The organism is Paucibacter sp. DJ2R-2, from assembly GCF_025717675.1.
Classification (GTDB): domain Bacteria; phylum Pseudomonadota; class Gammaproteobacteria; order Burkholderiales; family Burkholderiaceae_C; genus Paucibacter_A.
This window is the reverse complement of record NZ_JAJIRT010000011.1, coordinates 106,270-128,922: the sequence shown is the minus strand read 5'-3', so window position 1 is coordinate 128,922 and position 22,653 is coordinate 106,270. Positions and strand designations below refer to the sequence as shown.

Sequence of the window (22,653 nt, the reverse complement as noted above, 5' to 3'; positions counted from 1 at the left end):
CCCATCGGTGCTGCGGACCGGCCAGGGCCGACCTCGCGAAACACCCGGGCTAGGGCAGGCGCTCGCTCAGCTGAACAGGCGGCGGGCAGCCAGACTGCCGGCCGCCAGATCGCGCGAGGCCAGGGCGCGGTACAGGGTGCTGAGCTCCTGCCCGATGCTGGCGAAGGCATGGAGGTTGAGGATCTGGGCGCGGTCGTCGCAAACATCGGCCTCGATGTCGCGGGCCAGGCCGCGGGCAGCCTCCTGCCAGCTGGCAAATGGCTCCAGGGCCTCGGGCGTTTGCGGCACATCCAGCGACAGAGACAGCTCACGCAAGGAGGACTGCTGCGGATCTTCGGCCAAGGCGGCCTGGGGATCGAAACTCAAGGACAAAATCGGCGGCGCGCCCTCCTCGGCCGCCGGTAGCACCAGGCGCCCGGGCATGGCGCCCGGCACAAAACCGTGGCGCAAGGCCATCTGCTGCACATAACCGAGGGTCCAGGCGGCATTGCGGGCACGCAGGACCACGGCCAGCTGGGCGTCATGGGCGCTGGCAAACTGGTCCAGCTCGCGGGCCCGGCCGACCACATCGAGCATGTCGGGGAACTGGACAAAAGCACCGACACCATCGGCAAATCCCTGCACCTTCTGCACGAACTCCGAATACTCGATCTCGTTCATGGCGCCGTTGCGGTTGGCCATCTGCACGCCGGCCTGGAATTCGCCGTAGCGCTGGCCGGCCAGGGGCAGCTCCCATTCGCCGCTCTCGGCATTCAGGCCCTCGATATGAAAAGGCTTGGTGCCGGCACGCCGGCTGCCGGGCAGCTGCGAGCTGGCCATCTCACCGCTGATCGGCGTGTCCAGGGTGATGGTGGCAATGGCGTCGATCAGCGCGTCGATGCGAGCCGAGGGCTTGCGCGCGACGCGGCCGACGGCCGGCATGGTTTCATCAAGCGAGGCAGGCTGGCCACCGGCGTCGGCGTCCAGACCGGGCTCCAGGCGCTGGCCGTCCATCACCGGCTCCATCTGCGGGTCCGCCCGGCGCGGCCCAGCCTTGCGGGCGCTCCAGGCACCATGGCCGACCACGCCGGCCAGCACCAGGCCACCGAGCACGGCCAGCATTTCGGTCAGGCTCATGCTCATGCTTCCGCCAGCGCAAGCGCCTTGTCCATGTCCACCGCCACGATGCGTGACACGCCCTGCTCCTGCATCGTCACCCCAATCAGTTGTTCAGCCATTTCCATTGCAATCTTGTTGTGCGAGATGAAGAGGAACTGCGTCCCGCTGCTCATCTCGGCCACCAGTTTGGCGTAGCGTTCGGTATTGGCGTCGTCCAGCGGCGCATCGACCTCGTCCAGCAGGCAGAACGGCGCCGGGTTGAGCTGGAAGATCGCGAACACCAAGGCAATCGCCGTCAGCGCCTTCTCACCGCCCGAGAGCAGGTGGATGGTGCTGTTCTTCTTGCCCGGCGGTTGGGCCATGACCTGCACGCCGGCGTCGAGGATTTCATCGCCCGTCATCACCAGCTTGGCCTGGCCGCCGCCGAACAGGGTCGGGAACATGCGGCCGAAATGCAGATTGACCTGGTCGAAGGTGGCGCCCAGCAGATCGCGGGTTTCCAGATCGATCTTGTGGATCGCATCTTCCAAGGTCTTCATGGCCGACATCAGGTCGGCGCATTGCGAATCGAGGAAAGTCTTGCGCTCGCGCGCCGAAGTCAGCTCGTCCAGGGCGGCCAGGTTGACGGCGCCCAGGGCGGCGATCTCCCGGTTGATGCGGTCGATCTCGCCCTGCAGGCCGTAGAGCTTGACCTGACCCTGCTCGATGCTCAGTGCCAGAGCCTCCAGGTCGACCGCGCCGGCAAGCAACTGCTCCATATACTGTGCGCCGCCGAGCTGGGCCGCTTGCTCTTCCAGCTGAAGCTTGGTGATGCGGTCGCGCAGCGGGTCCAAGCTGCGCTCGAAAGTCAGGCGCTGCTCGTCGGCCTTGCGCAGGCGCAGGCTGAGGTCGTCGTAACTGCTGCGGACGGCGGCCAGGGCTTGCTCGCGTTCCATCTTGAGCGCCAGCGCATCCTGCAGGCCGGCTTGCGCGGCGGCATCGTTGAGCGTGTCCATCTCGCGCTGCAGGCTCTCGGCCGAAGCGCTGTTGGTCTGCACCTGCTGCTGCGCGGTCTCGATGGCGCGCTGCAGCTCGCCCCGGCGCGAGGCCAGGGCGCGGGCGCTGTACTGCGCCTCCTGGGCACGCCGCTCCAGCGCGCGCAGCTGCTCTCGCGCCTCGCCCATGCGGCGCTCGGCCAGGATCACCGCATCGTCGAGTTCGGCATGGCGCTCTTGCGTGGTGGCCAATTGCATGTCCAGCTCTTCGAAGCGAGCCTCGCCGGTGACGCGGCGCTCCTGCAACTCTTCGGCCTGGGCGTCAATCTCGCCCAGCTCGCCCTCGAGCTGGCCGCGGCGTGCGCTGGCCGCTTCGCTCTGCTGGCTCAGGCGCAAGAACTCGACATGCAGCTGATGGGCGCGGTTCTGCGCCTCGCCGGCCTCACGGCGCAGGTTCAGCAAGCGCTGCGAGCCTTCGGTGTAGCCAGCCTCAGCGCGCACCAGGGCGCTCTTGGCCTCTTCGGCAATCAGGGTCTGGGCGCGCAGCTCCAGCTGCAGGTGTTCGATTTCCTGTGCACGGGCCAGCATGCCGGCCTGCTCGGAATCGGGCGCGTAGAAGCTGACCGCGAACTGGCTGACCGCGTGGCCGGCCGGCGTCATGATCAGCTCGCCATGGCTCAAGCGGGCGCGCTGGGCCAGGGCTTCTTCCAGGCTGGCCGCGGTGTAGACGCCTTCCAGCCAGTCATTGAGCAGGGCTTTCAGGCCGGCGTCGTCCAAGCGCAGCAGATCGCTGAGCCGCGCCAGGGTTTCATGGGTGTTGGCAATGGCCGAGGCCGGCGGCGAGTAAAACGCCAGACGGGCCGGCGGCGCATCGGCCGCAAAGGCCTGCACGGTCTCCAGGCGGCCGACCTGCAGCGCGCTCATGCGCTCGCGCAGCGCCGCCTCCAGGGCATTCTCCCAACCCGCTTGAATATGGAGTTGGGTCCACAGTCCTTGCAGGCCGTCCAGGCCATGCTTGGCCAGCCAGGGCTTGAGCTTGCCCTCGGTCTGCACCTTCTCTTGAAGAGCGCGCAAGGCATCGAGTCGGGCCGAGAGCTCGGACTGGCGGCGGCCCTGCGCATTGGCGTCGGCCTGGGCGTGGCGGCGCTGCTCGTCCAGCAGTGGCACCTGCTCCTGCAGCTCATGCAGACGGGCATCGGCCATGTCGCGGGTCTCGTCGGCCGCTTCGCTCTGTTGCTTGAGTTCGCCCAGGCGCTCGGCATCGGGCACCGTCAGGCCTTGGCGTTCGGCCGCCAGGCGTTCGCGGCGGGTGCGCAGCTGACGGGCTTGCTCTTCGATGCTGCGGCTCTCGGCCGCCAGCACCTGGATTTGCTGCTGCACCTGCACGACCAGGGCGCGCTGCTCATTGGCCCGACCCTGGGCGGCGCGCACCGCGTCTTCGCCGTTGGGTAGATTGGCGGCTTGCTCCTCGGCCTGGGCGGCCAGGATCTCGCTTTGCTCCTCGGCCGTGGCGATCTGCTCCGCAATGGTCTCCAGCTCGTCCTGAGCCTGGATCGAACGCTCCTGCCACTGGGTGTTCTGGGCCTGCAGCTCGATCAGGCGGGCCTCGACCCGCTGGCGGCCCTCGACCACATAGCGGATGCGCTCTTCCAGGCGGCTGACTTCCAGCTGCGCCTCGGCATAACGGCCTTGTGAAGCGTGCAGCTCGTCGCCAGCGGCGTAATGGGCCTGGCGCACGGTCTCCAGCTCCGCCTCGACCTGGCGCAGCTCCGCCATGCGCGATTCCAAGGCGTTGACAGCCTCCAAATGCTCGGTCTTGACCCGGCCTTGCTCGGAGGTGGCGTCGCGGTGCTTGAGAAACCAAAGCTGGTGCAGCTTGAGCGTGCCGGCGTCCTGCAAGGCGCGGTAGCTGGCCGCCACCTCGGCCTGCTTTTCGAGCTTCTCGAGGTTGTTGTTGAGCTCGCGCAGGATGTCGTCGACGCGAGTCAAGTTTTCGCGCGTGTCCTTGAGCCGGTTCTCGGTCTCACGGCGGCGTTCCTTGTACTTGGAGACGCCGGCCGCCTCCTCCAGGAACATGCGCATCTCTTCCGGCTTGGATTCGATGATGCGGCTGATGGTGCCCTGGCCGATGATGGCGTAGGCGCGCGGCCCCAAGCCCGTGCCCAGAAACACGTCCTGCACATCGCGGCGGCGCACCGGCTGGTTGTTGATGAAGTAGCTGGAGGTGCCATCACGGGTCAGGACGCGCTTGACGGCGATTTCGGCAAATTGGTTCCACTGGCCACCCGCACGACCGTCCTCGTTGCTGAAGACCAACTCCACGCTGGCACGACTGGCCGGCTTGCGGTTGCCCGAGCCGTTGAAGATCACGTCCTGCATGGACTCGCCGCGCAGCTCGGAAGCCTTGCTCTCGCCCAGCACCCAGCGCACCGCGTCCATGATGTTGGACTTGCCGCAGCCATTGGGCCCGACCACGCCGACCAGCTGCCCGGGCAGCTGGAACACCGTCGGATCGGCGAAGGACTTGAAGCCCGAGAGCTTGATCGAGTTCAGACGCATGGGCGCAAGACCATTCTCACCCGGCGGGCGGCACCCAAGGCGCCTGCCACCGAGCCTCCTAAGCTGTTGATTTATTTGAACAAAAGCCCATAAATCGGGGGCTTGAGCGGGCCTGGATGATACCATCGGGCCCTCCCCATCTTTTGGCATGTCGTCGCGTCTTTCCGACGCGGTGATCGCCCCGCATTGACTCCATGGCCAAGTCCACCCCCACCACGTCTGCCACTGCCCCCTCCACCCGTCGAAAGACTGCCGCGCCCGCTGTCCTCCCCGCCGAGGCCTACAAGGCCCCGATCAAATCGGCCGCCAAGCCCAGCAAGGCGGCCCCCAAGGCAACGCCCAAGATGCGCGAGATGCCGCCCAACCCGCCCTCGGCGCCGAGCAAAGAGCTGCACGTCTTCCCCAACCCGGCCCCCGAGCGTGACTATGTGATCCAGTTCCAGGTGCCCGAGTTCACCTGCCACTGCCCGCTGACCGGCCAGCCTGACTTCGCGCACTTCACCATCGACATGATCGCGGACCAGTACTGCGTCGAGCTGAAGAGCCTGAAGATGTACTTCTGGAGCTACCGCGACGAGGGCGCCTTCCACGAGAAGGTGACCAACACCATCCTGGAAGACATCGTCAAGGTCACCAACCCACGCTTCATCCGCATCACCGCCAAGTGGTATGTGCGCGGCGGCATCTACACCAATGTGGTGGTCGAGCACCGCAAAAAAGGCTGGAAGCAGGAGCCGCGCGTGGACCTGCCGGCCCACGGTTTCGAGTCCGGCCTGCTGCGCTGAAGCGCGGTTGAGCTGCACGCCTTGGCCCTCGCCTCTCATCCGGCCTACCAGCTGATCGAAGTCACGGTGCGGCGCAGCCGCATCGATGGCTTCGGCGTGTTTGCGGCGGAAGCCGTGCCCGCGGGCGCCCAGATCGGCGCGCTCACCGGCGAAGCCATCAGCGTGGCCGAGGCGCGGCGGCGCGCCCAGGGCCGCCAACGCATCATGCTGGTCGAGCTGTCCAGCAGCCGCGCGGTGGACGCCACTCGCTCCAGTGACCCCATGCGCTTCACCAACCACAGCTGCCGGCCCAATGCCCGCATCGCGGTGGAAGGCGGCGCCATCGAGTTCTTCGCCCTGCAGGAGATTGCCGTGGGCGAAGAAATCACCGTGGCCTACGGCGCCACCCACCACGAAGGCAGGCTTGCCTGTCGCTGTAGCCAGCCAGGGTGCCTGGGCTGGCTATGATGCCGGCGATTCCCCCACCCGCTGTCATGAACGCTGCTGCCGCCTCTTCCGTGCCCCACAACCCGCTGCTGGACAAGCTGCACCCCTATCCTTTTGAGCGTTTGCGGGCCCTGAACGCGGGCATCACGCCAAGTGCGGCCTACCGGCCCATCAGCCTGGGCATCGGCGAGCCCAAGCATCCGGCGCCCAAGCTGATTGAAGACGCTCTGATGGCCAGCCTCAAGGGCTTGTCGGGCTACCCGGCCACGGCCGGCGAGCCGGCGCTGCGCGAAGCCATCTGCGCCTGGCTGCAGCGCCGCTACGGTCTTAGCCTCAACCCGGCCAGCCAGGTGCTGCCGGTCAACGGCTCGCGTGAAGCGCTGTTCGCCCTGGCGCAAACCGTGATCGACCCCAGCCGCGCCGGCGCCACCGTGGTCTGCCCGAATCCCTTCTACCAAATCTACGAAGGCGCAGCCCTGCTGGCCGGCGCGCAGACCGCTTTTGCCAACAGCGACCCGGCCAAAAACTTCGCCGTCGACTGGTCGCAAATCGACGAGGCCACCTGGGCCCGCACCCAGCTGCTCTACGTCTGCTCGCCCGGCAACCCGACCGGCGCGGTCATGCCGCTGGACGAGTGGCGCATGCTCTTCGAGCTCAGCGATCGCCATGGCTTTGTGATCGCCTCGGACGAGTGCTACTCGGAGATCTACTTCCGCGACGAAGCGCCACTGGGCGGCCTGGAGGCCGCCGCCCGCCTGGGCCGCGCGGATTTCAAGAACCTGATCGCCTTCACCAGCCTGTCCAAGCGCAGCAATGTGCCGGGCATGCGCTCGGGCTTTGTCGCCGGCGATGCGGCGCTGCTGAAGAAGTTCCTGCTCTACCGCACCTACCACGGCAGCGCCATGAGCCCCATCGTGCAAGCCGCCAGCGTGGCCGCCTGGAACGACGAAGCCCATGTGATCGAAAACCGCGCGCAGTACCGCGCCAAGTTCGCCGCCGTCACACCGCTGCTGGCCGCACATATGGATGTGGCACTGCCCGATGCGGGCTTCTACCTCTGGTGCGGCGTGCCGCACCACATCCACGGCGGCGACGACATCGCCTTCGCTCAAGGGCTGCTGGCTCAATACAATGTGGCCGTGCTGCCCGGCAGCCTGCTGGCGCGCGAGGCCCACGGCGTGAACCCCGGCGCCGGCCGCATCCGGCTGGCCCTGGTGGCCGAAAGCGCGGAATGCCTTGAAGCGGCCCAGCGCATCGTCGCCTACATCGAATCCTTTTCCACCTCCTCTTCTTCCCTTTCCTCCTGACTGGCACCCGCTGCCGCGAGCTTTCACTCATGACACAAGCCCATCTGCAATCGACCATCGAACTGGCCTGGGACAACCGCGCCAACATCACGGCCGCCAATGCCCCTGAAGTGCGCGAGGCCGTGGAGCATGTGCTGGCCGATCTGGACGCTGGCCGCCTGCGCGTGGCCGAGCGCCAGGCCGTGGGCCAGTGGACCGTGCACCAGTGGGTCAAGAAAGCCGTGCTGCTGTCTTTCCGCCTGAACGACAACCGCCTGATGGGCGCCGGCGACATGACCTTCTTCGACAAGGTGCCGACCAAGTTCGGCGGCCTGAGCGAAGAAGCCGTCCGCGCCATGGGCGTGCGCGTGGTGCCGCCTGCCGTGGCGCGCCGCGGCAGCTTCTTGGCCAAGAACGTGATCCTGATGCCCTCTTACGTGAACATCGGCGCCTACGTCGATGAAGGCACCATGGTGGACACCTGGGCCACCGTCGGCAGCTGCGCTCAGATCGGCAAGAACGTGCACCTGAGCGGCGGCGTTGGCATCGGCGGCGTGCTCGAGCCCCTGCAGGCCAACCCCACCATCATCGAAGACAACTGCTTCATCGGCGCCCGCTCGGAAGTGGTGGAAGGCGTGATCGTGGAGGAAAATTCGGTCATCTCCATGGGCGTCTACATCGGCCAGAGCACACCGATCTATGACCGCGAAACCGACACCGTCAGCTACGGCCGCGTGCCCGCCGGCTCGGTGGTGATCAGCGGCAGCCTGCCCAAGAACGAGGGCAAGTACAGCCTCTACGCGGCCATCATCGTCAAGAAGGTCGACGCCGGCACCCGCGCCAAGACCAGCATCAACGACCTGTTGCGCGCCTGAGCGCAGCACCGCACAGCCCTGGCTGAAGCCGGGGCGCATCCAGCGGCTTGAAAACCAAGAACAGGGAGACTGCGCGATGAGTGGAAACATGGAACGCATCCTGCGGCTGATGGCCGAGAAGGGTGCGTCCGACGCTTACCTGTCGGCCAAGATGCCGGTGCTCATCCGCCTGAACGGGCAGATCGTGCAGCTGTCTGATCAATTGCTCGGGCCCATGCAGCCACGCCAGCTGATCGCCGAGGTGGTCGAGCCGGCGCAGATGGCCGAGCTGGACCAGAACGGCGAGCTGAACATGGCCGTGGCCATTCCCGGCGTGGGCAGCTTCCGGCTTTCGGGCTTTCGCCAGCGCGGCACCATCGCCGCGGTGTTCCGCCACATTCCGCACATCATCCCCTCGCTGGAGCAGCTGAACCTGCCGCCCATCCTGGGCAAGCTGGTACAGGAAAAGCGCGGCCTGATCCTGATGGTGGGCGCCACCGGCACCGGCAAGAGCACGACTCTCGCCTCCATGCTGGAGCTGCGTAACCAAACCATGGCCGGCCACATCCTGACCATCGAGGACCCGCTGGAGTACCTGTTCAGCAACAAGCGCTCGGTGGTCAACCAGCGCGAAGTCGGGCGCGACACGGCCTCGCTGCAGATTGCCTTGAAGAACGCGCTGCGCCAATCGCCGGACTGCATCCTGATCGGCGAAATCCGTGACCGCGAGACCATGACGGCCGCGATTTCCTACGCCCTGTCCGGCCATCTGGTGCTGGCCACGCTGCACGGAAATAACACGTATCACGCGCTGAACCGCATCTTGTCCTTCTACACGCCGGAGTCGCGCCCGGCTTTGTTGAACGACTTGGCCGCTGGCCTGAAATCCATCATCTCGCAGCGACTGGTCCGGGCCACAGCCGGCGGCCGCATTCCGGTGATTGAGATCATGCTGAACACCAAGTTGATCGGTGAGTTCATCGAGAACGGCGACTTTGGCGGCGTCAAAGAGGCCATGGAGAAGTCCATTGCCGAGGGCTCTCAGAGTTATGAAGAGCATTTCGCCCAGCTGATCAAGGACGGCGTCATCACCCGTGACGAAGGCCTGGCCTTCGCCGACTCGCCGACCAATCTGCTCTGGCGTTTGCAAAACGACGAGCCGGGCGCCAACAAGCAAGCGGCGATCAAGGAAGAGGCCGCCAGCGACGAGGCCAGCTTCACCGAGATCACTTTGGACGTGCGCGGCGACTGAAACGCCTCCCTTCGCTGCGCCTTGGCGCGGCCCCCATTTCACTCTGTTGCCCATCCACTGCCCACCCATGTCCGACACCCTCGCCCTGCTGGAAGCGCTGGTCGCCCGCCCCTCCGTCACGCCCGATGACGCCGGTTGCCTGGAATTGATCGGCGAGCGCCTGTCCGCCCTGGGCTTCGAGCTGCAGCGCATGGACAGCGGGCCCGAGTCCTTCCGGGTCAGCAACCTCTGGGCCATCAAGCGCGGCCGCGATGCCGAAGGCCCCGTATTGATGTTCGCCGGTCACACCGATGTGGTGCCGCCTGGGCGCCTGGACGCCTGGACCTCCGACCCCTTCGTGCCCAGCTACCGCGAGGGCCGCATCTACGGCCGCGGCGTTGCTGATATGAAGGGCTCGCTGGCCGCCATGGTGGTGGCCGCTGAGGAGTTCGTGCGCGCCCAGCCCGAACACAGCGGCAGTCTGGCCTTTTTGCTGACCAGCGACGAAGAAGGCCCTTCGGTCGACGGCACCAAGGTCTGCTGTGAGCAACTCAAGGCTCAGGGCCAGCGCCTGGACTTCTGCATCGTCGGCGAACCGACTTCGGTCGAACAAGTCGGCGACATGATCAAGAACGGCCGCCGGGGCACGCTCTCGGGCAAGCTCAAGGTCAAGGGCGTGCAAGGTCATGTGGCCTACCCGCAGCTGGCCCGCAACCCGGTGCATCAGGCGGCTGCGGCCATCGCCGAGCTGGCTGCGGCCCGTTGGGACGAGGGCAACGACTACTTCCCGGCCACCACCTTCCAGATTTCCAACATCCACGCCGGCACCGGCGCCACCAACGTCATCCCTGGTGACATGGTGGTGGATTTCAACTTCCGCTTCTCGACCGAGTCGACGCCGGAAGGGCTCAAGGCCCGCGTGCAATCGCTGCTGGCCCGCCATGGCCTGGAGTACGCACTCGACTGGACCCTGGGCGGCGAACCTTTCCTGACCCCGGTGGGCACACTGAGCAAGGCCATCTGTGCCGCCATCGAAGCCGAGACCGGCCGCCCGACGCAGCTGTCCACCACCGGCGGCACGTCGGACGGCCGTTTCATCGCCAAAATCTGCCCCCAGGTGATCGAGTTCGGCCCCATCAACGCCAGCATTCACAAGGTGGACGAGTACCTGCCGGTCGACAACCTCGAGCCCTTGAAGAACATCTACCGCCGCACGCTGGAGCTGCTACTGGCATGACATGAAGCGCAGCCTCGAAGGGCTGCTGCATGAAAGGGCGCAACTTCCGGTCGGTGACCGTCACTGAATGTGGCTTGGCCTATAGGGTGGTACACCTGATGTTCCCGAACAGGGATTGAGCTGAGGGCTCCATGGCGTACAGACCCGGTGACCGATAGGTACCGCACCATCGGCGACAATCACGCCCTGCCCTTCACCGAGCCCCCATGAATTTACTGAACTGCATCGAGGCCCAAGCCGCCCGCCTTTCCGAGGCGGGCGTTTCATTTGGCCACGGCACGGCCGTGGCCTTCGACGAGGCCGCCTGGCTGGCGCTCTGGGCCCTGGGGCTGCCACTGGACCAGCTGGACGAGCATGAAGCCCAGGAACTGAGCGCCGAGCAGCAAGCGCGCATTGGCGAGTTGATCGAGCAACGCATCGCGACGCGCAAGCCGGCCGCCTACCTGACCCGCGAGGCCTGGCTGCAAGGCGTGCCCTTTTACGTGGACGAACGTGCCATCGTGCCGCGCAGCTTCATCGCCGAACTGATCGCCGATGCCAGCATCGACTCTTGGCTCTCCGGCCAAACGACCGAGGTGCTGGACCTGTGCACCGGCAATGGCTCGCTGGCCGTGCTGGCCGCCATGGCCTGGCCCGAGGTACAGGTGGACGGCCTGGACCTGAGCGCCGAAGCCCTGGAAGTGGCGCGCATCAACGTCGACAAGCATGGCCTGCAAGCCCGCATCCGCTTGATACAAGGCGACGGCCTGGCACCGGCGATCGCCGCCGGCCGCCGCTACGACCTGATTCTTTGCAACCCGCCCTATGTCAACAGCCAGGCCATGTCGGCCCTGCCGGCCGAGTACCGCGCCGAGCCCGAGTTGGCACTGGCTGGCGGCACCGATGGCATGGACTTCATACGTCGCCTGCTGGCCGATGCGCCGGCTGTGCTCAAACCTCATGGCGTGCTCTTGCTGGAGATCGGCAATGAGCGGCCGTTTTTCGAAGCGGCCTTCCCCGAGCTGGAAGCTGCCTGGATGGAGACCTCCTCGGGGGCCGACCAGGTGCTGCTGATCACTGAAGAATCACTGAATATGAACGCCAACAAGAACAACAACCAGGGCCCGGCTACATCATGATCACGCTGCGCAATATCACGCTGCGACGCGGCACCAAGGTCGTGCTGGATGACGCCAGCGTTCTCCTGCAACCGGGCGAGAAAGTCGGCCTGGTCGGGCGCAACGGCGCCGGCAAGTCCAGCCTCTTTGCCCTGCTGACCGACCGCCTGCAAAGCGACAAAGGCGAAGTCGACATTCCGCGCCAATGGGCGGTGGGTGAAGTGGCGCAGAACATGCCGGAGACCGACATGCCGGCCACCGAGTTCGTGCTCGAAGGCGATGTCCGCCTGATGGCAGCACGCAAGGCCTTGGCCGACGCGGAAGCTGCCGAAGATGGTCACGCCATGGCCGACGCTCACGCCCTGCTGATGGACGCCGGCGCCTTCGATGCCAAGCCGCGCGCGCAAGCCCTGTTGATGGGTCTGGGTTTCAAGGGCGAGCAGGTGGATGCCCCGGTGAACAGCTTTTCGGGCGGCTGGCGCATGCGCTTGCAACTCGCCCGCGCCCTGATGTGCCCGGCCGAGCTGATGCTGCTGGACGAGCCGACCAACCACTTGGACTTGGACGCCCTGGTCTGGCTGGAGGCTTGGCTGCAACGCTATGACGGCACCCTGATCATCATCAGCCATGACCGTGAGTTCCTGGACGCCATCACCAAGGTGACCTTGCATCTGGACGAGGCCAAGCTGCATCGCTATGGCGGCAATTACACCGCCTTCGAGTCGATGCGCGCCGAGCGCATGGAGCAGCAACAGGCCGCGTTTGGCAAGCAGCAGGACCGCATCGCCCACCTGCAGAAGTTCATCGACCGCTTCAAAGCCAAGGCCAGCAAGGCCAAGCAGGCGCAAAGCCGGGTCAAGGCGCTGGAGCGCATGGAGCGCCTCGCGCCGGTGCTGGCCTCGGCCGACTTCAATTTCGAATTCAAGGAGCCGGTCAGCCTGCCCAACCCCATGCTCATGTTCGATGACGTGGCTTGCGGCTATGAAGTTGACGGCATCGAGAACATCATCGTGCGCGGCATCGACCGTTCGGTGCTGGCCGGCCAGCGCATCGGCATTCTGGGCGCCAACGGCCAGGGCAAGTCCACCGTGGTCAAGACCGTGGCCCGTATGCAGCGCGCCATGGGCGGCAAGATCACCGAGGGCAAGGGCCTGACCATCGGCTACTTTGCCCAGCAGGAAATGGACGTGCTGCGGCCCGAGGAAGGCCCGCTCTCGCACATGGTGCGCCTGGCCAAGGAAGTGAGCCCGCAGGCGCGCGAGCAAGAGCTGCGCGACTTCCTGGGCCAGTTCCGCTTTGTCGGCGATATGGTCAACCAACAGGTGGGCAGCCTCTCGGGCGGCGAGAAAGCACGCCTGGTGCTGGCCATGCTGGTCTGGCAGCGCCCTAATCTGCTGCTGCTGGACGAACCCACCAACCACCTGGACCTGAACACCCGCGAGGCACTGTCCATGGCGCTCAACGAGTTTGAAGGCACCGTCATGCTGGTCAGCCACGACCGGGCCCTGCTGCGCGAGGTCTGCGACGAGTTCTGGCTGGTCACCAAGGGCGCGGTGTCACCGTTCGACGGCGACCTGGACGACTACCAGCGCTGGTTGCTCGACCAATCCAAGGAAGCCGCGAAAGCGGCCAAGGAAGCCGCCAAAGCCATGGCCAAGGCCGGCAAATCCACGGCGGCACCAGCACCTGCGCCCGTGGCTGCCGTGGCCACACCAGCCTCTGCCCCGGCCGCGCGCGAAGACCGCAAGCTCAGTGGCCAGGCGCGGCAGAAGCTGGCCGATCAGACCCGGCCCTTGCGCAAAGAGATGGACGCCATCGACGCCAAATTAAACAAACTCGCCGACGAGCGCACGGCCCTGGAGGCGCAGTTGGCGGCGGGCTCGGCCACGCCCGGACAAATCGTCGAAGCGGGCAAGCGCCTTAAAGGCATCCATGATGAGCTTGAAAGCGCCGAACTTCGATGGTTGGAACTGAGTGCCCAGGTGGACGCGATTCACGCGGCGGCTTGATCCTCACGACGCGAAACAAAGCGCTGTTGTCAGGCACGGTTTGACGCAAAAAGGGCCCGAGGATTTCGGGCCCTTTTTTCTTGCCTGCTCCAGCGCTCAGGCGAGCAAGACCAAGGCAGCAGCAAGCGCCGCTGGCACGGCTTGCACGAACAGGATCTTCTTGCCCACCGTGGCCGCGCCATACACGCCCGCCACCACCACGCACGCCAGGAAGAACAGCTGCGTGGGCACACCGGCCGCCCCCTGCAGCAGGCCCCAGACCAAGCCCGCGCTCAGGAATCCGTTGTACAGCCCCTGATTGGCGGCCAGGGTCTTGCTTGCCTCCGCAAACTCAGGCGTCAGGCGGAACACCCGCCGACCCAAAGGTTTGGTCCAGAAAAACATCTCCAGCACCAGAAAGTACAGGTGCAAGGCAGCCACCAGGGCCACCAACACATTGGCCAAAAGGCTCAGAGACATGTCGTGCTCGCTTTCATCGTCAGCTCGGACCTGCGGCGCCCAAAGGTCGCCGCGAATACCCGCATAAATTGTGCGCAATTAAATTGCGAACTACATTATTACCCATGCCACGCAAGAGCAAGCACAACAGCGACGCACCGCACTCAGCCTACAAGCCCGAAGACTGGCTCCGTCTGGACCGGCAACTGTGCTTCGCGCTCTACGCCAGTTCGCTGGCCATGACCAAGCTCTACAAGCCCCTGCTGGAACCACTGGGTCTGACCTATCCGCAATACCTGGTGATGTTGGTGCTTTGGGAACAAGACGGCATCAGCGTTTCTACCCTGGGCGAGCGCCTGTCGCTCGATTCCGGGACGCTCACGCCCTTGCTCAAACGCATGGAAGTCGCAAGCCTGGTGAAACGACAGCGCGCCATTCAAGATGAACGGCGCGTCGACATCCTGCTGACCCCGACCGGCCTCAGCCTCAAGGCTCGGGCCCTCGCCATCCCTCCGCAGCTGGCCTGCGCCGCCGCCTGCTCACTGGAAGAACTGAGTTCCCTGACTCGACGTCTGCACGAGCTGCGCCAGCAGCTGGCGGACGCCGACATTCCTCCCGCCACCTCTGTTTGATAGGAAGAACTGCATCATGTCCATCGAAAAAGTCCTCTACACCGCCCGCGCCACCTCCACCGGCGGCCGCCAAGGCACGTCCTCCAGCTCGGACGGCGCGTTGAGCGTGCAGCTCTCCACGCCCAAGGAACTGGGCGGCGCCGGCGGCCCGGGCACCAACCCCGAGCAGCTGTTTGCGGCCGGTTATTCAGCCTGCTTCATCGGCGCACTCAAGCATGTGGCCATGATGAAGAAGGTCGCCCTGCCGGCCGAAGTGTCCATCACAGCCGATGTCGGCATCGGCCCAATTCCCGCCGGTTTCGGCATCCAGGTGGCACTGAACATCTCGGTGCCCGGCGTGGACCGCAGCGTGGCCCAAGACCTGGTGGATGCTGCCCACCAGGTCTGCCCTTACTCGAACGCCACCCGCGGCAATATCGACGTCACGCTGACCCTGGCCTGAGTCGGAAGCTAGGGGCGCGGTTCAGCGCTGCGCTGGGTTTGAGAGCAAGTCCAGCAGCAGTGCAATCCGCGCCTTCACCGGGCTCAGCGCGCCCGCGCTGGGCAAGGCCTCGTTTGACGCCGTGACTGGCCCAGCATCGCAGCGGGTGCTTCGCAGCACCCGCACGCCTTGCGCCTGGGCCTCCCGCAGCGCAGCCTCAAGCGACTGAGAAAGACTGCCATTGCCGGTGCCGGCGACCACCAGCCCGTCCACACCTTGCGCCAACAAGGCCCGCACCACGGAGCCATCCGCGCCGACGTGGTTGAACACCATCTGCACACGCGGCCAAGTCAAAGCTGAACGTCGCAAAAGAGCGAGATCAAACGCCGCGCCTGCATCGCGCTGCGGTCGGGCCGCGAACCAGCGCACGACGCCCTCTTCCACCGCAGCCAAACGCGCCCCATCAGCGGACGCGAATGCATCCACGCGGTAGCTGTGGACCTTGCGAACTTGTTCGGCGGAGTAAATGCTGCCGGCAAACACCACAAAAACTCCCGGCGATAAACCCTCGGCAGCCAGCGTCACCGCATCGAGCAGGTTCTGAGGCCCATCGGTTTGCAAGGCCGTGGCCGGGCGCATCGCTGCCGTGATCACCACCGGCTTGCCCGGCGCCAAGACGCGCTGCAGGAAATAGGCCGTCTCTTCCAGCGTGTCCGTGCCGTGGGTGATGACCAGACCTGCCACCTCGGGTCGCTCCAGGTGGAAAGCCACCCGTTCGGCCAACAACTGCCAGGTGGCGAAATCCATGTCCTTGCTGTCCAGCTGCGCCACTTGCTCGGCCTCCAGACGGCGCTGAGCCAGCGGTGGAATAGCGGCGATCAACTGACCCACGCCGAGCTGAGCGGCCTGATAACCGACATTGTCCAAGGCATCGCTGGCCGTCCCGGCAATGGTGCCGCCGGTCCCGAGAATCACGACCAAGCCAGAATTCACTGCTGAAACTGGCTCATTCACTGCATTTGAGTCTGGCTTGCTTTGCAATTTTAGATTTCCTGGATGAAAATACAGTCACTGGATAAATATTCAGGCACTCAAGCTCCAAGCAGAGGATGACCACCGTGGAAGACAGCCCGAAACTCACCGCGCGCCAACAGCAGATCCTCGATCTGGTACGAGCCGCCATCGAACGCACCGGCGCTCCACCGACCCGCGCCGAGATCGCAGCCGAGCTCGGCTTTCGCTCCGCCAATGCAGCCGAGGAACACCTGCAAGCCCTGGCCCGCAAAGGCGCTATCGAACTGGTTGGCGGCACCTCGCGCGGCATCCGGCTGAAGTCTGACACATTGAGAGCGCTCAACTCCGCACGTGATGCCCGCGAATCACAAGAAGCCCGCGAGTTTCAAGCCGAGTATGCGCGTGGCCGCGCGGCACCGCGAGGCAGCGATCGGCAGCAACTTGACTTCCCATTGCCCAGCCTGGCCCAGCTGAATCTCCCGCTCATTGGGCGCGTGGCAGCCGGCAACCCCATCCTGGCGCAGGAACACATCGAACAAAACTACGCCGTCGAGGCGAGCATGTTCGCCAAGAAGCCCGACTTCCTGCTCAAAGTGAAAGGCATGAGCATGAAAGATATCGGCATCATGGATGGCGACCTTTTGGCCGTGCAAAAAGCATCAGAGGCCAAGAACGGCCAGATCGTGGTGGCGCGGATCGGCGATGAAGTGACCGTCAAGCGCTTCAAGCGCAACCGCAATGGCATCGAATTGCTGCCGGAGAACACAGATTTCGAACCCATCCAGGTGGCTGCGGACGACGAAAGCTTCGCAATTGAGGGCTTGGCTGTAGGATTGATCCGCAATCAGATGTTCAGCTGAGCCTTAGATTCGGGTTGCGAGGAAACCTGAGTTCCTCCCGCGAGATTCAACAGAGTCGCGAACGACGCTTTGAATCAGCGAACGTCGGTCTGCATATGCAAAGAGCTCCCTGCGGGAGCTCTTTTTTGTTGGATGCAACGCGCCTGGGGCGAATTCAAAACAGATTCGGTGATAGTGGCTGGGCATTCGGGAAACGCGAACCCACCTGAATTCTCAACTCTGAAGCTATCCATCCACGTTCAGGTGTGTATTCTTCATCACCATTCACTTGCCTGCTATGGATATTGCATCGATATCCGAACTGATATCAAACAGCAATTGAACAGAACTGTAAGGCAAGTATCGTTCGGGCAAGAAAAAACCCCACAAACTCTCGTATGCGGGGTTTATCCAAATGTTGGCGGAGTGGACGGGACTCGAACCCGCGACCCCCGGCGTGACAGGCCGGTATTCTAACCAACTGAACTACCACTCCAGATGAGCCACAACATCGAAACCGATATTGCGCTACACCGAACAAGTTACGCAGCGCTGTTTCATGCACTGCCAAGCCTTGTCAAACTTGGCGTCCCCTAGGGGATTCGAACCCCTGTAGTCACCGTGAAAGGGTGGTGTCCTAGGCCTCTAGACGAAGGGGACTAAACCTTCTTGCCTGATCGCATACTGAATCGCGCGCCACTTCCAAACAGCGTTTGGTGGTGGAGGTAAGCGGGATCGAACCGCTGACCTCTTGCATGCCATGCAAGCGCTCTCCCAGCTGAGCTATACCCCCAGATCCTTGCGAACCTCGGTTGCCGCGCCATTCAAGCGTGTCAAACTTCAAAACAATCTTACAAATAACTGCGGCCAATTTCTTGGCCGCCTTTGAAACTCGTTTTACCGAATTTCTTCAACGCAAACAAAGAACCTACATTCTTTGCTTAAAAGCTGGCGGAGTGGACGGGACTCGAACCCGCGACCCCCGGCGTGACAGGCCGGTATTCTAACCAACTGAACTACCACTCCAGATGACGAATCAACATCGAAACCGATATTGCGCTACACCGAACAAGTTACGCAGCGCTGTTTCAATAACTACCAAGCCTTGTCAAACTTGGCGTCCCCTAGGGGATTCGAACCCCTGTAGTCACCGTGAAAGGGTGGTGTCCTAGGCCTCTAGACGAAGGGGACTAAACCTTCTTATTAACTGCCGCAAAGTATACAGCAATTAACTCTATATATTCAAGCTCTGCAGTATATCGCAAAACTTTTGCACATGAACCGCGCGCCACACAAACTCCATATTGAATTTGGTGGAGGTAAGCGGGATCGAACCGCTGACCTCTTGCATGCCATGCAAGCGCTCTCCCAGCTGAGCTATACCCCCGACGATTCTTTTCAGCACTTCAGACAGTCAAGCAGTCTCTACAGACCTTTCAACTCCCCTAAGCACCGCGAGACATCTAAAGTTTCGCGCTGTTCAAGCAAGACGTAGAGTATAGGATGTTTTTCACAAGGAGCGCAAGCGTTTCACAACAATTTCTTGATCGAACAGTTCCAGCACCGCATCGACGCTGGGCGTTTGCACGCGGCCGCACACCAAAGCGCGCACCGGCATGGCCAATTGAGGCATCTTCAGACCGTGTGCTGCGATGGTTTCCTTGATGGCCACGGCAATTGCGGGCTTGCTCCACTCAACCAAGGCTTGCAGCTTGTCTGCGAGCGTGTCCAACGCTGGCTTCACTGCGTCAGTGACATGAGCAGCCAAGTCCTCGGCCGAAGGGCTGACCGGACCGAAGTACATGGCAAGCCAATCGGCCAGCGCCACGGTCGTGGAACAACGATCCTTGAACAAGGCGCACATCGGTACAAGCTTGGCAGCATCGGCCTGCATGCCGCGTGATGCCAGCTGAGCCGCCACAAGAACAGACAAGCGGCCGTCATCAGCCTGCTTGATGTATTGGCTGTTGACCCACTCCAGCTTGGCCGGGTCCCATTGCGCGGGGCTCTTGTTCAGATGGCTGCCATCGAACCACGACACCAGCTGCTCACGGCTGAACAGTTCGTCGTCGCCATGGCTCCAGCCCAGGCGCGAGAGGTAGTTCAGCATGGCCTCAGGCAGGTAACCGCCTTCTTCGTAAGCCGTGACGCTGACGGCGCCGCGGCGCTTGGACAGCTTCTGGCCATCGTCACCCAGAATCACCGGCACGTGCCCGAAGGCCGGTAGCGGTGCGCCGAGGGCACGGAAGATATTGATCTGCCAAGGCGTGTTGTTGACATGCTCGTCGCCGCGGAAGACATGGCTGATTTGCATATCCCAGTCGTCCACCACCACGGCGAAGTTGTAGGTCGGCACACCCAAGCTGCCGGCTGGTGCATCTGCAGCCGCTGGGCGAACGATGATCAAGTCATCGATCTCGCGGTTGTTGATCGTGATGGGGCCCTTGACCAGATCGTCCCAGGTGACGTCGCCGTCCAGCGGATTCTTGAAGCGCACCACGGGCGCTATGCCGGCCGGCACCGGCGGCAAGACCTTGCCGGGCTCGGGACGCCAGCGGCCGTCGTAACGGGTCTTTTCACCGCGTGCCCGTTGAGCTTCGCGCGTTTCGTCCAGCTCGGCCGGCGTGCAGTAGCAGCGATAGGCCTTGCCCTCAGAAATCAACTGTTCGGCCACGGCCTGGTAGCGATCGAGGCGCTGCATCTGGTAGATCGGACCCTCGTCGTAATCGAGGCCCAGCCACTTCATCGATGCCAGGATCTGCTCGACCGAATCCTGGGTGGAGCGCGCCACATCGGTGTCTTCGATGCGCAGTACAAACTTGCCGCCGTAATGGCGGGCGTAGGCCCAGGAATACAGGGCCGTTCGGGCCGTGCCCAGATGCAGGAAACCGGTCGGCGACGGCGCAATGCGGGTGCGCACGGGAGTGTTGGCGTGTTGGCTCATAAGCTGTTCAAAGTGGAAAGGCCGCGGTTCAGGTCGTCGGTGATGTCGTCAACATGCTCAAGACCGACGGCCAGGCGAATCAGACCTTGGCTGATGCCTGCGGCCTGACGCTGGGCCTCGCTGAGGCGGCCATGCGAGGTGGTGGCCGGATGGGTGATGATGGATTTGGTGTCGCCCAGATTAGTGGCAATGCTGAGCACGCGGGTGCTGTTGATCACATGGAAGGCCGCCGCGCGTGCAGCATCGGGCGTGTCAGCCCTCAACTCGAACGACAGCACCGCCCCGCCCTGCCCTGACTGCTGGCGCATGGCCAACTCATGTTGGGGATGCGAGGGCAAAGACGGGCAATAAACACGCGCCACCTCGGGCCGGGCTTCCAGCCAGCGCGCCACAGCCAGCGCCTGTTCGCTCTGCGCCTTTATGCGCAGGCTCAAGGTCTCCAACCCTTTCAAAATAACCCAGGCATTGAAGGGCGAGAGCACCATGCCGGCCGTGCGCATGACCGGGCCGAATACATCTTTGATCAGGCGATTGGTGCCGCACAGGGCGCCGCCCATCACGCGGCCTTGGCCGTCCATGTACTTGGTCGCTGAATGCATGACCAGGTCTGCACCAAAGCGTGTGGGCTGCTGCAACGCTGGTGTGGAATAGGTGTTGTCCACCACCAGCAGCGCGCCAGCGCCATGGGCGATGTCAGCCAAGGCACGGATATCGCAGACTTCGGTCAGCGGGTTGGTCGGCGTCTCGGCAAACAGCAGGCGTGTGTTGGGGCGCAGGGCCGCGCGCCATTCATCGAGATTGGTCTGCGAGACAAAAGTCGTTTCGACGCCGAACTTGCCGAACTCCTTGGCGAACAGATTGATGGTGGTACCAAACACCGAGCGCGAGCACAGCACATGGTCGCCCGCCTTGAGCAAGCCCATGCACAGCAACAGGATGGCACTCATGCCCGTGGACGTGGCGATGGCAGCTTCGGTGCCTTCCATTGCAGCCAGGCGCACTTCCAGACTGCGCACCGTCGGGTTGCTGGTGCGCGAGTAGGTGAAATCTCCCGAGTCGGCAAAACGCTGGGCTGAGGTGGCCGCATCCGGCTGCACATAGGCGCTGGTCAGAAACAAGCCCTCGGAGTTCTCGCCGTGCTGGCTGGGCGGCAAGGCCGTGCGTACCGCCAGGGTTTCTGGGCGCAGGCCTTCGGGCAGCGTCGCGCGGGCCATGCGGCGGGCTTCATCGCTCAAACTCATTGGCCATCACCCCCGCTTTGCAGCGCCAAGCGGCTGCGCGCCGGGCCGTCCTCTTCATCACCCTGGCTGCGGCGCTGGGCTTCGAGCTTGGCGAAGTCTTCGGCGGTCACATCACCGGTGATGTAGCGCCCGTCGAAACAGGAGGCCTCGAAGCCTTGCAAGTTGGGCTGCAGGGCCGCGACCACGCGCTTCATTGCGTCCACATCCTGGTAGATCAGCGCGTCGGCGCCAATAAACTCTCGGATCTCTTCGATGCTGCGGTTGTGCGCCACCAGCTCTTCGCTGGTCGGCATGTCGATGCCGTAGACATTGCGGAAGCGCACCGGCGGCGCGGCCGAGGCGAGGTAGACCTTGCGCGCACCGGCTTCACGGGCCATCTGCACGATTTCCTTGGAGGTGGTGCCGCGCACGATGGAGTCATCGACCAGCAGCACATTGCGGCCCTTGAACTCCAGACCGATGGCGTTGAGCTTCTGGCGCACCGACTTCTTGCGAGCGCCCTGCCCCGGCATGATGAAGGTGCGGCCGACGTAGCGGTTCTTCACAAAGCCTTCGCGGTAAGGTTTGCCGATGCGATGCGCCAGCTGCATGGCCGAGGGGCGGCTCGATTCAGGAATCGGGATCACCACATCGATGTCGCTGGGCGGCATGGTCGAGATCAGGCGCTGGGCCAGGGTCTCACCCATATTCAGGCGGGCCTGGTAGACGGAGATGCCGTCCATCACCGAATCCGGGCGAGCCAGGTAAACGAACTCGAACATGCAGGGGTTCAGCGTCGGGTTCTCCGCGCATTGCTGGGTGTGCAGCGTGCCGTTCATGTCCACGAACAACGCTTCGCCGGGCGCCACATCGCGGGCCAGCTGGAAACCATTGCCTTCCAAGGCCACACTTTCGCTCGCCACCATGTACTCGCCATCGGCCGCTTGCCCAAAGCACAACGGGCGAATGCCATAAGGATCACGGAAGGCCAGCAGTCCATGACCTGCGATCAAAGCGATCACGGCATAAGAGCCCTTGATGCGCTTGTGCACGGCTCGCACCGCCTTGAACACACCGTCAGGCGTCAGCGGCAGATCGCGAGCCACCTGTTCCAGCTCGTGGGCCAACACATTGAGCAACACCTCGGAGTCACTCTCGGTGTTGATGTGGCGGCGATCAATGTCAAACAGCTCGGTCTTCAGCCCTTGCGCATTGGTCAGGTTGCCGTTGTGCACCAGCACCAGGCCGAAAGGCGCATTGACGTAGAAAGGCTGAGCCTCTTCTTCGTTGTAGGCATTGCCGGCGGTCGGGTAGCGGACTTGGCCCAGGCCGATGGTGCCGGGCAGCGCGCGCATATTGCGGGTGCGGAAGACATCACGCACCATGCCGCGGGCCTTGTGCATGAAGCATTTGTTGCCCTGCATCGTGACGATGCCCGCAGCATCCTGACCGCGGTGCTGCAGCAACAGCAAAGCGTCATAGATCAGCTGATTGACAGGGGAACGGGAGATCACGCCAACGATGCCGCACATGGCTTTTCCTTCTCTGGATGAGACTTTTGTCTACGAAATACCCAGCGGCGCCGCGAG

General features: G+C 63.8%; 18 protein-coding genes and 6 tRNA genes. 11 read left to right on the top strand and 13 right to left on the bottom strand.

From position 1 onward, the window contains the following. Nucleotides 1-66: 66 nt before the first annotated feature. Together LNV28_RS21340 and smc are read right to left on the bottom strand one after the other, a co-directional pair. Nucleotides 67-1,116 (bottom strand): cell division protein ZipA C-terminal FtsZ-binding domain-containing protein, encoded by a 1,050-nt coding sequence (locus LNV28_RS21340; RefSeq protein ID WP_263520116.1) that lies wholly within the window; start codon nt 1,114-1,116, stop codon nt 67-69. A 2-nt stretch (nt 1,117-1,118) separates the two neighbouring features. Further along, nucleotides 1,119-4,631, bottom strand: a complete 3,513-nt coding sequence (smc, locus tag LNV28_RS21335; protein WP_263520115.1) for a chromosome segregation protein SMC — start codon at nt 4,629-4,631, stop codon at nt 1,119-1,121. A 353-nt stretch (nt 4,632-4,984) separates the two neighbouring features. On the opposite strand from smc, the gene queF reads away from it, so the two are divergent. The 8 genes from queF (at nt 4,985) to LNV28_RS21295 (ending at nt 13,556) form a co-directional block, all read left to right on the top strand. Continuing rightward, nucleotides 4,985-5,416: a preQ(1) synthase gene (gene queF / locus LNV28_RS21330; RefSeq protein WP_263520195.1), complete on the top strand. Its 432-nt coding sequence runs from the start codon at nt 4,985-4,987 to the stop codon at nt 5,414-5,416. Nucleotides 5,417-5,437: 21 nt separating this feature from the next. After that, entirely contained in the window at nt 5,438-5,863 is a 426-nt protein-coding gene (locus LNV28_RS21325; RefSeq protein ID WP_263520114.1) for an SET domain-containing protein, read from the top strand. A gap of 26 nt (nt 5,864-5,889) precedes the next feature. Continuing rightward, nucleotides 5,890-7,149 (top strand): succinyldiaminopimelate transaminase, encoded by a 1,260-nt coding sequence (gene dapC / locus LNV28_RS21320; RefSeq protein ID WP_263520113.1) that lies wholly within the window; start codon nt 5,890-5,892, stop codon nt 7,147-7,149. Nucleotides 7,150-7,178: 29 nt separating this feature from the next. Then, nucleotides 7,179-8,003, top strand: coding sequence for a 2,3,4,5-tetrahydropyridine-2,6-dicarboxylate N-succinyltransferase (dapD, locus tag LNV28_RS21315; protein ID WP_263520112.1), 825 nt, complete (start codon nt 7,179-7,181; stop codon nt 8,001-8,003). A 76-nt stretch (nt 8,004-8,079) separates the two neighbouring features. After that, nucleotides 8,080-9,234 carry a PilT/PilU family type 4a pilus ATPase gene (locus LNV28_RS21310; protein ID WP_263520111.1) on the top strand — a complete coding sequence of 385 codons (1,155 nt, stop codon included), beginning with the start codon at nt 8,080-8,082 and terminating at the stop codon, nt 9,232-9,234. A 67-nt stretch (nt 9,235-9,301) separates the two neighbouring features. Then, nucleotides 9,302-10,450 (top strand): succinyl-diaminopimelate desuccinylase, encoded by a 1,149-nt coding sequence (dapE, locus tag LNV28_RS21305; protein WP_263520110.1) that lies wholly within the window; start codon nt 9,302-9,304, stop codon nt 10,448-10,450. A 206-nt stretch (nt 10,451-10,656) separates the two neighbouring features. Then, the gene (prmB, locus tag LNV28_RS21300; RefSeq protein ID WP_263520109.1) at nt 10,657-11,568 is read left to right on the top strand and encodes a 50S ribosomal protein L3 N(5)-glutamine methyltransferase; all 912 of its coding nucleotides are present in this window, start codon (nt 10,657-10,659) and stop codon (nt 11,566-11,568) included. Continuing rightward, nucleotides 11,565-13,556, top strand: coding sequence for an ABC-F family ATP-binding cassette domain-containing protein (locus LNV28_RS21295; RefSeq protein WP_263520108.1), 1,992 nt, complete (start codon nt 11,565-11,567; stop codon nt 13,554-13,556). Before prmB ends, LNV28_RS21295 begins: the two co-directional genes overlap by 4 nt. Before the next feature lie 96 nt (nt 13,557-13,652). Here the strand turns inward: LNV28_RS21295 and LNV28_RS21290 are convergent, their stop codons facing one another. Further along, nucleotides 13,653-14,015, bottom strand: coding sequence for a DUF1304 domain-containing protein (locus LNV28_RS21290; RefSeq protein WP_263520107.1), 363 nt, complete (start codon nt 14,013-14,015; stop codon nt 13,653-13,655). Nucleotides 14,016-14,119: 104 nt separating this feature from the next. On the opposite strand from LNV28_RS21290, the gene LNV28_RS21285 reads away from it, so the two are divergent. After that, nucleotides 14,120-14,626, top strand: coding sequence for a MarR family winged helix-turn-helix transcriptional regulator (locus LNV28_RS21285; protein WP_263520106.1), 507 nt, complete (start codon nt 14,120-14,122; stop codon nt 14,624-14,626). Nucleotides 14,627-14,642: 16 nt separating this feature from the next. Then, on the top strand, nt 14,643-15,068 hold the full coding sequence (locus LNV28_RS21280) for an organic hydroperoxide resistance protein (protein WP_263520105.1): 426 nt from the start codon (nt 14,643-14,645) through the stop codon (nt 15,066-15,068). Nucleotides 15,069-15,089: 21 nt separating this feature from the next. Here the strand turns inward: LNV28_RS21280 and LNV28_RS21275 are convergent, their stop codons facing one another. Next, nucleotides 15,090-16,040 carry an asparaginase gene (locus LNV28_RS21275; RefSeq protein WP_263520104.1) on the bottom strand — a complete coding sequence of 317 codons (951 nt, stop codon included), beginning with the start codon at nt 16,038-16,040 and terminating at the stop codon, nt 15,090-15,092. A gap of 125 nt (nt 16,041-16,165) precedes the next feature. On the opposite strand from LNV28_RS21275, the gene lexA reads away from it, so the two are divergent. Further along, a complete protein-coding gene (lexA, locus tag LNV28_RS21270) occupies nt 16,166-16,921 on the top strand; it encodes a transcriptional repressor LexA (RefSeq protein ID WP_263520103.1) in 756 nt (251 codons plus the stop codon). Between the two features lie 398 nt (nt 16,922-17,319). On the opposite strand, the gene LNV28_RS21265 is transcribed toward lexA, so the two are convergent. The 9 genes from LNV28_RS21265 to purF form a co-directional block, all read right to left on the bottom strand. After that, a tRNA-Asp gene (locus LNV28_RS21265) sits at nt 17,320-17,396 on the bottom strand. A gap of 88 nt (nt 17,397-17,484) precedes the next feature. Then, a tRNA-Glu gene (locus LNV28_RS21260) sits at nt 17,485-17,560 on the bottom strand. Nucleotides 17,561-17,617: 57 nt separating this feature from the next. After that, nucleotides 17,618-17,693, bottom strand: a tRNA-Ala gene (locus tag LNV28_RS21255). Nucleotides 17,694-17,849: 156 nt separating this feature from the next. Further along, nucleotides 17,850-17,926, bottom strand: a tRNA-Asp gene (locus LNV28_RS21250). An 89-nt stretch (nt 17,927-18,015) separates the two neighbouring features. Next, a tRNA-Glu gene (locus LNV28_RS21245) sits at nt 18,016-18,091 on the bottom strand. Between the two features lie 120 nt (nt 18,092-18,211). After that, nucleotides 18,212-18,287 (bottom strand) — tRNA-Ala (locus LNV28_RS21240). 123 nt (nt 18,288-18,410) lie between these two features. Further along, complete coding sequence (gene gltX / locus LNV28_RS21235; RefSeq protein ID WP_263520102.1) at nt 18,411-19,844, bottom strand: glutamate--tRNA ligase; 1,434 nt, start codon at nt 19,842-19,844, stop codon at nt 18,411-18,413. Further along, on the bottom strand, nt 19,841-21,058 hold the full coding sequence (locus LNV28_RS21230; RefSeq protein ID WP_263520101.1) for an O-succinylhomoserine sulfhydrylase: 1,218 nt from the start codon (nt 21,056-21,058) through the stop codon (nt 19,841-19,843). Before LNV28_RS21230 ends, gltX begins: the two co-directional genes overlap by 4 nt. A 23-nt stretch (nt 21,059-21,081) precedes the next feature. Beyond that, entirely contained in the window at nt 21,082-22,596 is a 1,515-nt protein-coding gene (purF, locus tag LNV28_RS21225; protein ID WP_263520100.1) for an amidophosphoribosyltransferase, read from the bottom strand. Nucleotides 22,597-22,653: the final 57 nt, after the last annotated feature.